Source organism: Streptomyces sp. NPDC089799, assembly GCF_040684755.1.
Classification (GTDB): Bacteria; Actinomycetota; Actinomycetes; order Streptomycetales; family Streptomycetaceae; genus Streptomyces.
In genome coordinates this window covers 132,501-147,323 of the sequence record NZ_JBFBGR010000002.1, presented here as the reverse complement: position 1 = coordinate 147,323, position 14,823 = coordinate 132,501, and the positions used below count along the sequence as shown (strand labels likewise).

Genomic DNA, 14,823 nt, shown 5'->3' with positions numbered 1-14,823 from the left:
GGTGGCCCGGGTCAGGTGCTTTCCGGGCCGAACCTGCGGCGGTACTCGGCCGGGGGCTGGCCCAGGGTGCGGACGAAGGCCCGTCGCAGCGCCTCGGGGGTGCCGTAGCCGGAGGTCCGCGCGACCTGCGCCACGCCCTCCCGGGTCTCCTCCAGCAGCCGGCGCGCGTGCTCGACCCGCACCCGCTCGACGTACCGGCCCGGGGTGACTCCGGTCTCCTCCTGGAAGGCTCGGGCGAAGTGGCGCGGCGAGAGCCGTGCCCTGGCGGCCAGCGCCTCCACGCTGAGGTCCGCCCCGGGGTGCTCGGCTATCCACTGCTGGACGTCCCGCAGCGGTTCGCGGCGTGCGGTCTGCGCCGACAGCTGGGCGCTGAACTGCGCCTGGTTGCCCGGCCGGCGCAGGAACACCACCAGGTGCCGGGCGATGGTCAGGGCGACGTCCCGGCCGAAGTCCTCCTCCACCAGGGCGAGCGCCAGGTCGATGCCGGCCGTGACCCCGGCGCTGGTGCACACCTTGCCGTCCCGGACGAAGATGGGGTCCGGCTCGACCGTGACCGCGGGGTGGTCCCGGGCCATCCGCTCGCACGCGGCCCAGTGGGTGGTGGCCCGGTGGCCGTCGAGCAGCCCGGCCTCGGCGAGCAGCATCCCGCCGGTGCAGACGGACACGAGCCGGCCCGCACGACCCCCGTGCGTGCGGAGCCAGCCGGTCAGCGCGGGTGCGCCGTCGCCCGTGCACTCCCCTCCGGGCACCAGCAGGACGGTGCCCTCCCCCACCTCCCCTGCCGGTACGTCCTCCAGGGCGCCGTCCGGGACGAGGCACAGCCCGCTGTTGGTGCGGACCGGTCCGCCGCCCGGCGAGACCGTACGGATGCGGTAGCCGCCGTCCGTCTGCGGGAACCGGGCGACCCCCGCGAAGACCTCCACCGGTCCGGTGACGTCCAGGCTCTGCACCCCGTCGTAGAGGAGGACCAGCACGTTTCGCAGCGACATGACTCCATCCTGTGGGGCCCTCCCGGTGTCTGCAATGACGGGCATCCCACCTTTCCTGCCATACGCGGCCCGGCCGGGGTGCCGGAACCGCCTAGGATCGTCAGATCATGACTGCAACCCTCGTCGCCAAGGACCTCGCCGCCGGTCACGGTGAGCGCTCCCTCTTCTCCGGGCTCGACCTCGTCGTCGCCCCCGGGGACGTCATCGGCCTGGTCGGCGTCAACGGCGCCGGGAAGTCCACCCTGCTCCGGCTGCTGGCCGGCCTGGACACCCCCGAGCAGGGGGAGCTCCGGCTGTCCCCGCCGACCGCCGCCGTCGGCCACCTGCCGCAGGAGCCGGAGCGCCGTCCCGGCGAGACGGTCCGCGAGTTCCTGGCCCGGCGGACCGGTGTCTCGGCCGCCCAGGCGGACCTGGACTCGGCCACGCAGGGCCTGGTGGACGGGGTGGCGGGGGCCGACGACGCGTACGCGGTGGCGCTCGACCGCTGGCTGAACCTGGGCGGCGCGGACCTGGACGACCGGGCGCAGGAGACCGCCGACGAGCTCGGCCTCGCCGTGAGCCTCGACCTGCCGATGACCGCGCTCTCCGGCGGGCAGGCCGCCCGCGCCGGACTCGCCTCCCTGCTCCTCTCCCGGTACGACGTCTTCCTGCTCGACGAGCCCACCAACGACCTGGACCTGGACGGCCTGGACCGGCTGGAGCGGTTCGTGAAGGGGCTTCGCGCGGGCACCGTGGTCATCAGCCACGACCGCGAGTTCCTCGCCCGCACGGTCACCAAGGTCCTCGAACTCGACCTGGCCCAGCAGCAGGTGAACCTCTTCGGCGGCGGCTACGAGTCGTACCTGGAGGAGCGGGCGACCGCGCGCCGGCACGCCCGTGAGGAGTACGAGGAGTACGCCGACAAGCGCTCGGCCCTGGAAGGCCGCGCCCAGATGCAGCGGAACTGGATGGACAAGGGCGTCCGCAACGCCCGCCGCAAGAGCACCGACAACGACAAGATCGGCCGGAAGCTCCGCTCGGAGGCGAGCGAGAAGCAGGCCGCCAAGGCGCGGCAGACCCAGCGGGCCATCGAACGCCTGGAAGTGGTCGACGAGCCCCGCAAGGAGTGGGAGCTGCGCATGGAGATCGCTGCGGCGCCGCGCTCCGGCTCGGTGGTGGCCACCCTGCGGGATGCCGAAGTGCTGCGCGGGGGCTTCCGGTTCGGCCCGGTGAGCCTGCAGATCGACTGGGCGGACCGGGTCGCGATCACCGGGGCCAACGGCTCGGGCAAGTCCACCCTGCTGGCCGCCCTGCTGGGCCGGCTCGAACTGGACTCCGGGTCGGCCGTCCTCGGCTCGGGCGTGCTGGTGGGCGAAGTCGACCAGGCCCGCGGCCTGTTCCTCGGCGAGGAATCCCTCCTGGACGCGTTCTGCGCGGCCGTCCCGGACACCGAGCCGGCCGATGTCCGCACCCTGCTGGCCAAGTTCGGCCTGAAGGCCGCGCACGTCCTCCGTCCGGCCGCCACCCTCTCCCCGGGCGAACGCACCCGCGCCGCCCTGGCCCTGCTCCAGGGCCGCGGCGTGAACCTGCTGGTCCTCGACGAGCCCACCAACCACCTCGACCTGCCGGCGATCGAGCAGCTGGAATCGGCCCTGGAGTCCTACGAGGGCACCCTGCTGCTGGTCACCCACGACCGCCGCATGCTCGACACCCTCCACACCACCCGCCGCCTGGCCGTCGCGGACGGCAAGGTCACCGAGCTGTAGCGGGTTGCCACCCATTGCTCCGCCTGTATGACGAATGACGTGTTCGAGCTGCGCGTCCCTGCCTGCGGCTGGCTGCCGGGCCACACTCCCCTCGGGTTCGCCCCGGCCGATCGGGGCGAGGAGTGAGGAGCAGACATGAGTCCTGAGTCCGGGCAGAGATCACGGCTGGGCCCGCTGCCGCGTCGCGGCAGATGGATGGCCGGGGGAGCGATCACCTCGCTGGCGCTGGTCCTGGCGAGCGCCGTGGCCGGTCCTGCCGTGGCGGTCGGGGCCGGCACGCACGGCCGGACGGCCGTGGCGGCCCCCTTGGAGGGCGGCGGCGACCGGTGCGAGGACGGGCGGGGCAAAAGGCCCCAGTCCCCCCGGGAGGGCGTGCGGGGCGGCGGCGACAAGGACAAGTGCCGGGTGGGACCGGCGGGTCCGACCGGACCTACCGGCCCTGCCGGGACGGCGGGACCCACCGGACCCACGGGGCCGACCGGGGCCGCAGGGCCCACGGGACCCGAGGGGCAGGCCGGACCCACAGGAGCCACCGGACAGGCCGGACCCACAGGAGCCACGGGACAGGCCGGACCGACAGGAGCCACGGGGCCCGCGGGATCCGGGGGTCAGCCAGGACCCACGGGCCCTACCGGTCCGGCAGGTCAGCCCGGCTCCACGGGGCCGACAGGTCCGGCCGGGGACTCGGTGCACGTCGGCGCGTCCGTCTTCTCCTCCACGGACCAGGTGATCCCGAGCGGCGTCGAGACCCAGGTCCTGTTCGACACCGCCCAGTACGACACCGACGCGATCTTCGATCCCACGACATCGAGCCTGGTCATCAAGACTCCCGGGCGCTACCTCCTCCAGGGGAGGCTGTTCTGGGCCTTCGATCCCGCCGAGGGGAGTGCCTTCACTCTCAACCTCAAGCGCGGCACCGGCTACCTCGCCTTTGACAATCAGCACCCGAGCGCAAGCGGGTTCTCGCAGGACGTATCCCTGATCGTCCGGCTGAGCGCGGGCGACGTCATCACCCTCACGGCGTCCCAGAACACCGGAACGGACGCCGCCTCGTTCGCGCTCGCGGGAGTGCCGTTCCTCCAGGCCGAGTTGCTCGCCCCTTGACCTCTGCTCCTCCCGTCCCCGGACCGCTCCGGGGGCGGGGCCGCATCAGTCCGCCACGTCCTGCGCCCGGTGCGCCGGGGCCGACGCCGGCGGACGGCGGTCGCGGGCCATCCTGCGGGCGACGAAGCCGCGCGGGAGGTGGCGGGCGGCCAGGGCGTACGCCTTGTAGCGCCTGCCGGTGATGCTCAGCGGGCGGCGCAGGGCCAGGTCCTTCAGGGCGCGGGCGACCACCGCGTCGGCGTCCAGCCAGACGGAGTCGGGGAGCGCGCTGACGTCCATGCCGGCGCGCTCCTGGAACTCGGTCCGGGTGAAGCCCGGAACGACGGCCAGGACCCGGACGCCGTACGGGGCCAGGTCGACGCGGAGGGATTCGCTGAAGGCCGTGATCCACGCCTTGGCCGCGCCGTAGGTGCCGGTGGGGAGGAGGCCGGCGACCGAGGAGACGTTCAGGACGGCGCCCCGGCGGCGCTCGCGCAGGCCGGGGACGAGCGTGTGGGTGAGCTTCAGCGGGACCTTGACCAGCAGGTCGAGCATCCGCTCCTCGTCCTCGACCGGGCTGTACGGGAACGGGGCGGGGAGCCCGAAGCCGGCGTTGTTGACCAGGACGTCGACCGGGCGGTCCGGGTCGGCGAGGCGGGCGGCGACCGTGGCGCACTGTGCGGGGTCGAGCAGGTCGGCGGTCAGGACCTCGGAGGCGGTGCCGTGGGCGGCGGCCAGTTCCCCGGCGAGGTCCTCCAGCCGGCCGGTGTCCCGGGCGACCAGGATCAGGTCGCATCCCTTCGCGGCGAAGCCGCGGGCGAAGGCGGCACCGAGTCCGGCGCTGGCGCCGGTGATCAGAACGGTGGTCAAGGCAGCGTCACTTCCTGGCGTGGGCCCGTCCGCCGGACGGCGGACGGGCATACGCCATGACTACCGATCTTGGTCCCCCGGAGCAAAGGAGTTCCGGGGGCGGGGGCCCGATCCGGCCATCCGTCAGCCGCGCTTGCGGTCCCCGCCGCCGGTCAGACCGGCCCGCCGGAGGGCGTCGGCCATCGCGCTGTTCACCGGGGCCGGGGCGGTGTCCCGGGACCGGCCGCCGCCGTTGCCGCCGCCGTTCCCCTTGCCGCCGCTGCCGCCGCCGTTGCCGCGCTGCTGCGGCGGGCGGCCGCCGCCACCGCGACGGGCCTGGCCCTGGCCTTGGCCCTGCCCCTGGCCCTCGGGGCGCGACTGCCGGTCCTGGCGGTCCTGGCGCGGCTTCTGCCCGCCGCCGGTGCCCGTGCCGTCCGCCTCGTCGTCCAGCCGGAGCGTGAGCGAGATCCGCTTGCGCGGGATGTCGACGTCCATCACCTTCACCCGGACGATGTCGCCGGGCTTGACCACGTCCCGCGGGTCCTTGACGAAGGTCTTCGACATGGCCGACACGTGCACCAGGCCGTCCTGGTGGACGCCGATGTCGACGAAGGCGCCGAACGCGGCCACGTTGGTGACCACGCCCTCCAGGATCATCCCGGCGGCCAGGTCGCCGATCTTCTCCACGCCCTCCTTGAAGGTGGCCGTCTTGAACGCGGGGCGCGGGTCGCGGCCCGGCTTCTCCAGCTCGCGCAGGATGTCGCTGACGGTCGGCAGACCGAAGGAGTCCGTGACGAAGTCCTCGGGGCGCAGCGAGCGCAGCACCGCCGTGTTGCCGATCAGCGCGGCGACCTCGCCGCCCGACTTCTTCCCCATGGCCCGGACCAGCGGGTACGCCTCCGGGTGCACGCTGGATCCGTCCAGCGGGTCGTCGCCGCCGCGGATCCGGAGGAAGCCGGCGCACTGCTCGTACGCCTTGGGGCCGAGCCGGGCCACGTCCTTGAGGGACTTGCGGCTGCGGAACGGGCCGTTGGTGTCGCGGTGCGCCACGATGTTCTCGGCGAGTCCGCCGCTGATGCCGGAGACGCGCGCGAGCAGCGGCGCGGAGGCGGTGTTGACGTCGACGCCCACGCCGTTGACGCAGTCCTCGACCACGGCGTCGAGGGAGCGGGACAGCTTCACCTCGGACAGGTCGTGCTGGTACTGGCCGACACCGATCGACTTGGGGTCGATCTTGACCAGTTCGGCGAGCGGGTCCTGGAGCCGGCGGGCGATGGAGACGGCGCCGCGCAGGGACACGTCCAGTCCGGGGAGTTCCTGGGAGGCGAAGGCGGAGGCCGAGTACACGGAGGCGCCGGCCTCCGAGACCATCACCTTGGTGAGCCCCAGCTCCGGGTGCCGGGCGATCAGGTCGGCGGCCAGCTTGTCGGTCTCGCGGGAGGCCGTGCCGTTGCCGATCGCCACCAGCTCCACGGCGTGCTCCTTGGCGAGCCGGGCGAGGGTGGCCAGGGACGCGTCCCACTTGTTGGCGGGCACGTGCGGGTAGATCGTGTCGGTGGCCACCACCTTGCCGGTGGCGTCGACCACGGCGACCTTGACGCCGGTACGGAAGCCGGGGTCGAGGCCGAGGGTGGCGCGGGTGCCGGCGGGGGCGGCCAGCAGCAGGTCGCGCAGGTTGGCGGCGAAGACCCGGACCGCTTCGTCCTCGGCGGCCTGGCGGAGCCGCATCCGCAGGTCGATGCCCAGGTGCACCTGGATCTTCGTGCGCCAGGCCCAGCGGACCGTGTCGGCGAGCCACTTGTCGCCGGGCCGGCCTCGCCCGGCGACGCCGAAGCGGTGGGCGATCATGCCCTCGTAGCCGGACGGGCCGGGGACGGCTGCCGCTTCGGGCTCCTCCGGCTCCAGCGTCAGGTCGAGCACGTCCTCCTTCTCGCCGCGCAGCATGGCGAGCACCCGGTGCGAGGGGAGGGCGGTGAAGGGCTCGGCGAAGTCGAAGTAGTCGGCGAACTTGGCGCCGGCCTCCTCCTTGCCCTCGCGGACCTTCGCGGCGAGCCGGCCGCGGCCCCACATGCGTTCGCGGAGCTCGCCGATCAGGTCGGCGTCCTCGCCGAACCGCTCGGTGAGGATGGCGCGGGCGCCTTCGAGGGCGGCGGCCGGGTCGGCGACCCCCTTGTCGGCGTCGACGAACGCGGCCGCCGCGGCCACCGGCTCCACGGACGGGTCGGCGAGCAGTCCGTCGGCGAGCGGCTCCAGGCCGGCCTCGCGGGCGATCTGCGCCTTGGTGCGCCGCTTGGGCTTGAAGGGGAGGTAGATGTCCTCCAGCCGCGCCTTGGTGTCGGCCGCGTTGATCCGGGCCTCCAGCTCGGCGTCGAGCTTGCCCTGCTCCCGTACGGAGTCCAGGATCGACGCGCGCCGGTCCTCCAGCTCGCGCAGGTAACGCAGCCGCTCCTCGAGGGTGCGCAGCTGGGCGTCGTCGAGCATCTCGGTCGCTTCCTTGCGGTAGCGCGCGATGAACGGAACGGTGGAGCCGCCGTCGAGCAGCTCGACGGCGGCCTTGACCTGCCGCTCCCGTACGCCGAGTTCCTCGGCGATCCTGCCTTCGATGGACGTGGTCACGTCTCGGTCCCGCCTTCGTCTGTGCCTGAGGCCGTCAATTGTGGCAGGTGGCACCGACGGACGGGGGACGCCCCGCCCCCGGGTGGGTCGGGCCCGGTCAGACCCTGCCGGACGGGGGTCGGGGCTTGGCGGTCGGGGGCCGGGCCCAGCCGGACGGGTGCCGGGCCTTGCCGGACGGGGGCCGGACCTAGCCGAACAGGTCGGCGGGGTAGGCGCCGGCGGTGAACGCGGCCATCACGAAGGCGCCGCCGAGTTCGCCCAGGCGTTCCAGGCCGGCCGCGCCGAGGTGCGCGTACGGGGCGGCGTCGAGCCGGTCGGTCTGCACCTCCAGCTCCTCGCGGAGCTCCTTGCCGGCCACGGTCAGTCCGCCGGACTCGTCGAGGACGCCGCGCTCGCGCAGCCGGCCGACCGCGGCCTCGATGTCCTCCTGCTCCCAGCCCCGGGTGGCCTTGACCCACTTGAGGGAGAAGCCCTTGCCGGTGGCGCTGTGGCTGACCAGGGCCTCCAGCGGGTCGAGCCCGACGGTGAGCAGGGCGGTGAGGTGGCCGTCGCCGCGGTGCTCGCGGAGCAGGGTGGTGGCGTGCCAGAGCCTCAGGTGGGCTTCCTCGGGCACGGGCAGGTCGGCGTGGGCGGAGTAGAGGACGCGGCCGTGCCGGGTGCAGCCCTCGGCGGCCCGCAGGGCGAGTTCGGCGGCCTCGGCCATCTCGGCGGAGGCGAGGGCCTCGGGGCCGAGCAGCCGCCGCAGGGTGGCGTCGGCCGCGCTCAGGCGGGCGGCGAGGACCTGTGCGGGAGTGGCGGTGTCCCAGACGGCCGGAAGGTGCTGGGCCATGAGGTCGTAGCGGTAGTTGTAGAAGGCCGCGGCGACGGTGCCGGCGCCGACCGCGCCCATGGCCGCGGAGCGGGAGGCCAGGTTCTGCGCGAGGCGGTCGGTGATGCCGAGGTCGCCGAACGCGGTGACGGCGTCCGGCGAGAAGTAGACGGTGGAGTGCATCGGGTTGATGGCACCGTGCCAGACACGGCGGGCGGCTCGCGGATCAACAGTCATGGGCGCAGGTTACCGACTGCTTAGTCGGCCGTGAAGCCCCGCCCGACACAAGCGGGTTGAAGCGTCCCGGCAGCGCGGGACGCACCACGCGCCCGGGTGTCACTCCCCCCAGTCCCAGCAGTCGAAGTAGGCGGTGCTCCCGTCCCTCCTGGCCTGCATCACGGCCTCCAGCCGGGCGAAGTCGCGCGGGGGCATCAGCGGGCTCCAGTCCTCCTGCGGCAGCGCCCGCACCTCGTCGTGTTCCTCCGGGTTCAGCACGATGCCCCGCAGCTGCCTGCCGGTGAGCCGGCCGCCGTCGAACACGAACCCGACGGTGCTCAGCGGCCAGGTCTTCCCCGGCAGGCCGAACACCGCGGCCAGCAGCCGCCGCGGCCCCTCGTACACGATGCCGGTCTCCTCGCGGCACTCGCGCAATGCGGTCTCCCAGGGCCGCTCCCCCGGGTCCATGCAGCCGCCCGGCCGCTGCCAGGGATGGGTCTCCGAGTACACCGCCCTGAGCTGGACCGGCCGTTCGTACTCGTCGGTGAAGAACATGCACCCGAAGGCGGACGCCTTCGGCAGCGTCTCGGCGAACTCCTCCGGCGGCAGCCAGGTTCCGGCCGTCCCGCCCGGCGGCTTCTTGATCGTCATGCCCGGACCAACGAGCACCACCGGCTCGGGACACCCCACCGGGCCGCGGAACGACCCTGCGGAGATGCCCGGAAGGACCTGTGTGCCCACTGGGACGGGTGTTCAATCACGACCGCAGCATCCCGGACATTTCTGGCGCGTGGCAGTCGTGTGACAGCTGCGGCCATGGACATGACCTGGGGCGCGGGCGGTGAATACGGTCGAACGGAACAGCGCCCCCTACCCCTTGGAGCTCTTCGTGCACCGCAAAGTCATCGCCCCGAGCGTGCTCGCCGCCTCCCTTCTGCTGGTGATCCCGGCGTCGGCGGCGAGTGCCGGTCCGGGCGCGCCGGGACTCGGCGACACCTACTACCCGGCCAGCGGCAACGGCGGATACGACGTGTCGCACTACGACCTCCGGCTGAAGTACGAGCCGAAGACGGACCTGTTGGAGGGGACCGCCACCCTGCTGGCCACCGCCAAGCAGGACCTGTCCCGCTTCAACCTGGACTTCGGGCTCAAGGTGAGCGAGGTCCGGGTCAACGGCGCCAAGGCGAAGTTCGCCGCCTCCGGGTCGCACGAGCTGGAGGTGACCCCGGCGACACCGCTCGCCAAGGACAGGCCGGTGACGGTCGTGGTGAAGTACGCCGGGAAGCCCTCGGAGCTGAAGGTGGACGGCTGGACCGCCTGGCACCGCACGCCGGACGGCGGGGTGGCCGCGCAGGAGCCGGATTCCGCCGTCTGGTGGTTCCCCAGCAACGACCACCCGCTCGACAAGGCCACCTTCGACGTCTCGGTCAGCGTCCCGGACGGCACCCAGGCGATCAGCAACGGTGTGCTGCAGTCGCAGAGTTCGAAGCTGGGCTGGACCCGCTACAACTGGCGGTCCAACAAGCCCCAGGCCACGTACCTGGCCACGCTCGCCATCGGCAAGTTCGACATCACCACCGACAAGACGGCGAACGGCCTGCCGATCCTCAACGCCTACAGCAAGGACCTGGGCGACAACGACGGCGCGGCGCGCGCCAGCATCGAGCGGACCGGTGAGGTCGCGGAGTGGCTGGAGGGCGTGTTCGGGCCGTACCCGTTCAACGCGCTGGGCGGCTACGTACCCAACGTGACCAGCGGCTACGCGCTGGAGACGCAGACCCGGCCGTTCTACAGCCCGCGCCAGTTCGCGAACGGTGCGAACGTGTCGGTGGTCGTCCACGAGCTCGCCCACCAGTGGTACGGCGACAGCGTGTCGGTGGACAACTGGAAGGACATCTGGGTCAACGAGGGCTTCGCCCGCTACAGCCAGTGGCTGTGGTCGGAGAAGGAGGGCGAGGGCACCGCGCAGGAGCTCGCCGACTGGGTGTACGCCAGCCGCCCGGCCGAGGACCCGTTCTGGCAGGTCAAGCCGGGTGACCCGGGGGCGGACAAGCAGTTCGACCTGGCCGTGTACGACCGGGGCGCGGTCGCCCTGCAGGCGCTGCGGAACGAGGTCGGGGACCAGAAGTTCTTCGCGATCCTCAAGGGCTGGCCGACCGAGCGGAAGTACGGGAACGCCAAGGTGGCCGACTTCGTGCGGTACGCGGAGTCGATCTCCGGCAAGAAGCTCGGCGCGCTGTTCGACACCTGGCTGTACACCGCGGGCAAGCCGGCCGCCGGCCCGGTCGCGAAGGGCGCCAAGACGCCGAAGGCCGCCGGGACGCCCGCGGGGCGCTCGAACGCGGCCCTGGCCCGGCCCGCCGCCGAGCCCAAGTCGTGGAAGAAGATCGCCGCGACGAACACCGTGCACGACCACGACGGCCACGCCGGCCCGGCCGGCCGTGACGGGCACGGCCACTGACCGTACGGGCAGGTACGGAGGTGGTGCGCCGCCACCCGCCCCTCAGCGGGCGGTGGCGGCGCGCCACCGCGCACGGGCCTCGCGGGCGAGCGGCAGGTACCGCCACCGTTCCGGCAGCAGCGGTACGAGGTGCCGTACGGCGAAGCTGAACCGGCGGAGCCGGCGCTCCTGGGCGTCCGTCCATTCCAGGCCGATGGCGGCCCGTGCCTCGGGCGGCATGTAGCCGACGGTGACGAAGGCGCGGAAGCGCAGGAACAGTGCGCGCAGCAGGGGCCAGGCCAGGCGGGTCAGCACCCGCAGCGGCAGCGGCCCGCCCGTGGGGCGCGGCAGGGGGACGTCGGTGGCGAGGAGTTCCCGCGCCACCTTGGTGTTCTCGATCTCCTCCGCGAGCATCCGCCGGTAGTAGGGCCCGAACTCCTCGATGGTCTGCGGCATGTCCCGGTCGCGGATGCCGAGGATGCGGCCGACCTGGAGCCATTCGCGGTAGAGCTGCCGTTCCTGGGCCGGGGTGAAGGGGCGGTAGAGGTAGCGGGCGGCGTGCGCGTACACGGGGTAGCCGGTGGCGTGCACCCAGGAGTAGCAGGCCGGGTCGAGCGAGTGGTAGCGGCGGCCGCGGGTGTCGGTGCCCTGGATGTCCTTGTGCAGCCGGCGGACCCGGCGGCCCTCCTCGGCCGCCCCCTCGCCGCCGTACACCCAGAGCTGGACGGACCGGATCGAGCGTTCCCCGCGCCCCCACGGGTCGGTGCGGAAGACCGAGTACTCGTCGACCCCGGCGCCGATCGCCGGGTGCGCCACCTGCATGGTGAAGGCCGCGGGGAGCATGAGCAGCTGCCGGACGTCACCGGAGAGCGTCCAGAGCACGCCGCCCGGCGGTGGCGGCTCGGGGTCCTTCCGGCCGGGTCCGGGATTCCCCTCGCGACCGTCTCCCATGCGTGCCCTCCCCCGTTCGATCTTCACTCCTCCAGTATGGCCATGGCGCGTCAAGATTCCCGGTGCACGGGTGTTACCCGGAGGTAACTGCGGCTGCTTTGATGGCGCGGTCGATCTTCCCCACAGGAATGATGGAGACCGCATGCCGCTCACCGAGCAGTTCCGCAACCGGGCCGCCGCCACGGCCGTCGCGGCCGTCGCCACCGCCGCCCTGGCCGCCGGCACCACCCCGGCCGCCGCAGAGCCCGCCGCGACCCCGGACCTCAGCGTCCTCACGTACAACGTCTTCCTGATGAGCAAGAACCTGTACCCGAACTGGGGCCAGGACCACCGGGCCGCGGAGATACCGAAGACCTCCTTCTACCAGGGCCACGACGTGGTCGTCCTCCAGGAGGCGTTCGACAACTCCGCCTCCGACGCGCTGAAGGCGAACTCGGCCGCGCAGTACCCGTACCAGACGCCGGTGGTCGGCCGGAGCAAGAACGGCTGGGACGCCACCGGGGGCGCGTACTCCGCCACCACCCCCGAGGACGGCGGGGTGACGATCCTCAGCAAGTGGCCGATCGTCCGCAAGGAGCAGTACGTCTACAAGGACGCGTGCGGCGCGGACTGGTGGTCCAACAAGGGCTTCGCGTACGTGGTGCTGAACGTCAACGGCGCCAGGGTCCACGTGGTCGGCACCCACGCCCAGTCCACCGACCCGGGCTGCGGCGCCGGCGAGGCGGCCCAGATGCGCAGCCGCCAGTTCAAGAACATCGACGCCTTCCTCGACGCCAAGAACATCCCGGCGAACGAGCAGGTCATCGTCGCGGGCGACATGAACGTCGACTCCCGCACACCGGAGTACGGCACCATGCTCGCGGACGCGGGCCTGGCCGCCGCGGACTCCCGCACCGGCCACACCTACTCGTTCGACACCGCGGACAACTCCATCGCGAAGGACCGCTACCCCACGGACCCCCGCGAGGACCTGGACTACGTGCTGCACCGCGCCGGCCACGCCCGCCCGGCCGGCTGGGAGAACACCGTGGTCAAGGAGCAGTCGGCCCCCTGGACGGTCTCCAGCTGGGGCAAGTCCTACACGTACTCGAACCTCAGCGACCACTACCCGGTGATCGGCCGCTGATCCGACGCCGCCGTGCGCGGGCCCGTCGCGCGGGCACCCGGGGGGCGGGTGCCCGCGCGGTGGTGGAGGAGGGCCGCGGTGGCTGCGTCGGCGGGCAGGAAGGCCTCCAGGTGGAGTTCGGCCAGGGTGACGTCGACGGCCGTGGCGAAGGAGGTCAGGGTGGTGAGCAGCCGCAGTTCGCCGTCCCCGGTGCGCAGCCGCAGGGGTGCGGCGAAGCCCACGTGGTCCGGGCCGGTCGGGGGTTCGGGCGGCAGGTAGCCGGTCAATTCGGCGATGAGCGAGTCGAGTTCGGGGTCGGGGTGGGCGGCGGCGCGGGTGCGCAGGTTGGCCGTGATGTGCCGTCCCCACACCGCCAGGTTCGCCACCCGCGGTGCCATGCCCTGCGGGTGCAGGGCGAGCCGCAGCACGTTCACCGGAGGCTCCAGGAGGTGCGCGGCCGCACCCTCGGTGAGCAGACCGAACGCGTCGTTGGCGAGCACCAGGTTCCCGTGCCGGCCGACGGCCACCGCCGGATAGGGCAGGTGTCCGGTGAGGATGGAGCACAGGGCCGTCATGACCGGTTCGACGGCCTCGGCGTCCGGCGCGGACTCGGCGTACGCGGGTGCGTAACCGGCCGACAGAAGAAGGGAGTTGCGTTCCCGCAGGCTCAGGCCGAGGGATTCGGCCAGCCGGACCACCATGGCCCGGCCGGGGACGGAGCGGCCGCTCTCGATGAAGCTGACGTGCCGCTGGGTGGTGCCGGCGCCGGTGGCGAGCTCCAGCTGGCTCATCCGCCGCAGGGTCCGTCGGCGGCGCATCTCCCGGGCGAACGGCGAGGGTGTGGTCGTGGCCATGGCCCCTTTCTAACGGCCGCCGGGCGGACCCCGCGATTCCCCGCAGGGAATTGCCGGGCGCACACCGGGACCCGAGCATCGGTGGCACCGCAGAAAACCACCTGGAGGCCGTGATGCGTGCGTACCGTCTGGAATCGTTCGGCGACATCGAGGGGATCGTGCTCGGTGACCGCGGGCCGCGGGTGCCCGAGCCCGCCGGGCCCACCGGCATCGTGGTCGCCGTACGGGCCGCTTCCCTCAACCGGCGTGACCTGATGATCCTGGACCGGTCCTACCCGCTGCCCGGCGTGCCGGGGGTGGTCGCCCTCAGCGACGGTGCCGGGGAGGTCGTCGCCGTCGGGGACGCGGTGACCCGCTTCGCGGTGGGCGACCGGGTGGCCTGCGCCTACTTCCCGCGCTGGCGCACCGGCCCGATCACCCCGGAGGCCGTCGACCAGCCCGGCTGCACGCTGGACGGGATGCTCGCCGAGTACGCCGTACTGGACGAGGAATGGGCGGTGGCCGTCCCCGCCCACCTGTCCTGGGAGGAGGCTGCCACCCTGCCCTGCGCGGCGGTGACCGCGTGGAGCGCGCTGACCGGCGGTGCTCCGCTGCTGCCGGGGCAGACGGTGCTCACCCTGGGCACCGGCCCGGTGGCCCTGTTCGCGGTGCAGTTCGCCACCATGCTCGGCTGCCGGGTCGTGGCGACCACCTCGGGCGGCGCGGACAAGGCCGAGCGGCTCAAGCAGCTGGGCGCCGAGAGCGTCGTCGACTACGTGCGCGAGCCCGAATGGGGCGCGCGGGTGAAGGAACTGACGGACGGCCGGGGCGCCGACCTGGTGGTGGAGACCGGCGGCCCGGCGACCATCGAGCAGTCGGTGCGGGCGAGCGCCCTGTACGGCCAGATCGCCCTGCTGATCACCGCCGGGGGCGGCCGGTCGGGCATCGAGATCTCGAACGAGGCGTACGCGAACAGCCTGGCCACGATCCGCCGCGAGTTCGTCGGCAGCCGTGACCGCTTCGAGGCGATGAACCGGGCGATCACCACGCACGGCCTCCGTCCGGTGATCGGCCGCGTGCACTCCTTCGACGAAGCCCACGCGGCCTACCGCGGCTATGCCTCGGACGCCCCCTTCGGCAAGGTCGTCATCCGGATCGGCGACTGAGCCCGAGGATGAACCCGGGGCC

The 14,823-nt window shown here is 73.0% G+C and carries 12 protein-coding genes; 5 read left to right on the top strand and 7 right to left on the bottom strand.

Going from position 1 to position 14,823, the window contains the following annotated elements; all coding sequences use genetic code 11:
* Positions 1 to 11 precede the first annotated feature (11 nt).
* The gene (locus AB0O36_RS02350; RefSeq protein WP_365102859.1) at positions 12 to 989 is read right to left on the bottom strand and encodes a GlxA family transcriptional regulator; all 978 of its coding nucleotides are present in this window, start codon (positions 987 to 989) and stop codon (positions 12 to 14) included.
* Positions 990 to 1,096: 107 nt separating this feature from the next.
* On the opposite strand from AB0O36_RS02350, the gene AB0O36_RS02345 reads away from it, so the two are divergent.
* Both AB0O36_RS02345 and AB0O36_RS02340 read left to right on the top strand, forming a co-directional pair.
* Positions 1,097 to 2,734, top strand: a complete 1,638-nt coding sequence (locus AB0O36_RS02345) for an ABC-F family ATP-binding cassette domain-containing protein (RefSeq protein WP_365102856.1) — start codon at positions 1,097 to 1,099, stop codon at positions 2,732 to 2,734.
* A 687-nt stretch (positions 2,735 to 3,421) separates the two neighbouring features.
* On the top strand, positions 3,422 to 3,838 hold the full coding sequence (locus AB0O36_RS02340; protein WP_365102853.1) for a hypothetical protein: 417 nt from the start codon (positions 3,422 to 3,424) through the stop codon (positions 3,836 to 3,838).
* Between the two features lie 45 nt (positions 3,839 to 3,883).
* On the opposite strand, the gene AB0O36_RS02335 is transcribed toward AB0O36_RS02340, so the two are convergent.
* The 4 genes from AB0O36_RS02335 to AB0O36_RS02320 form a co-directional block, all read right to left on the bottom strand.
* Positions 3,884 to 4,687 carry an SDR family NAD(P)-dependent oxidoreductase gene (locus tag AB0O36_RS02335; protein WP_365102850.1) on the bottom strand — a complete coding sequence of 268 codons (804 nt, stop codon included), beginning with the start codon at positions 4,685 to 4,687 and terminating at the stop codon, positions 3,884 to 3,886.
* Between the two features lie 123 nt (positions 4,688 to 4,810).
* A complete protein-coding gene (locus AB0O36_RS02330) occupies positions 4,811 to 7,282 on the bottom strand; it encodes a Tex family protein (RefSeq protein ID WP_365102847.1) in 2,472 nt (823 codons plus the stop codon).
* A 187-nt stretch (positions 7,283 to 7,469) separates the two neighbouring features.
* A complete protein-coding gene (locus tag AB0O36_RS02325; protein WP_365102844.1) occupies positions 7,470 to 8,327 on the bottom strand; it encodes a hypothetical protein in 858 nt (285 codons plus the stop codon).
* A 99-nt stretch (positions 8,328 to 8,426) separates the two neighbouring features.
* Positions 8,427 to 8,957: an NUDIX hydrolase gene (locus tag AB0O36_RS02320; RefSeq protein WP_365102841.1), complete on the bottom strand. Its 531-nt coding sequence runs from the start codon at positions 8,955 to 8,957 to the stop codon at positions 8,427 to 8,429.
* A 238-nt stretch (positions 8,958 to 9,195) separates the two neighbouring features.
* Here AB0O36_RS02320 and AB0O36_RS02315 point away from each other — a divergent pair, with 238 nt between their 5' ends.
* Positions 9,196 to 10,767, top strand: coding sequence for a M1 family metallopeptidase (locus tag AB0O36_RS02315; protein ID WP_365103264.1), 1,572 nt, complete (start codon positions 9,196 to 9,198; stop codon positions 10,765 to 10,767).
* Between the two features lie 42 nt (positions 10,768 to 10,809).
* Here AB0O36_RS02315 and AB0O36_RS02310 read toward each other — a convergent pair whose 3' ends face one another.
* Positions 10,810 to 11,697 carry an oxygenase MpaB family protein gene (locus tag AB0O36_RS02310; RefSeq protein ID WP_365102838.1) on the bottom strand — a complete coding sequence of 296 codons (888 nt, stop codon included), beginning with the start codon at positions 11,695 to 11,697 and terminating at the stop codon, positions 10,810 to 10,812.
* Between the two features lie 142 nt (positions 11,698 to 11,839).
* Between AB0O36_RS02310 and sph the strand changes: the two genes are divergently transcribed.
* Positions 11,840 to 12,823, top strand: coding sequence for a sphingomyelin phosphodiesterase (sph, locus tag AB0O36_RS02305; protein WP_365102835.1), 984 nt, complete (start codon positions 11,840 to 11,842; stop codon positions 12,821 to 12,823).
* On the opposite strand, the gene AB0O36_RS02300 is transcribed toward sph, so the two are convergent.
* Positions 12,802 to 13,656 (bottom strand): helix-turn-helix domain-containing protein, encoded by an 855-nt coding sequence (locus AB0O36_RS02300; RefSeq protein ID WP_365102832.1) that lies wholly within the window; start codon positions 13,654 to 13,656, stop codon positions 12,802 to 12,804. The two genes, sph and AB0O36_RS02300, sit on opposite strands and share 22 nt — an antisense overlap.
* Positions 13,657 to 13,769: 113 nt before the next feature.
* Between AB0O36_RS02300 and AB0O36_RS02295 the strand changes: the two genes are divergently transcribed.
* On the top strand, positions 13,770 to 14,801 hold the full coding sequence (locus AB0O36_RS02295; protein WP_365102830.1) for an NAD(P)-dependent alcohol dehydrogenase: 1,032 nt from the start codon (positions 13,770 to 13,772) through the stop codon (positions 14,799 to 14,801).
* Positions 14,802 to 14,823: the final 22 nt, after the last annotated feature.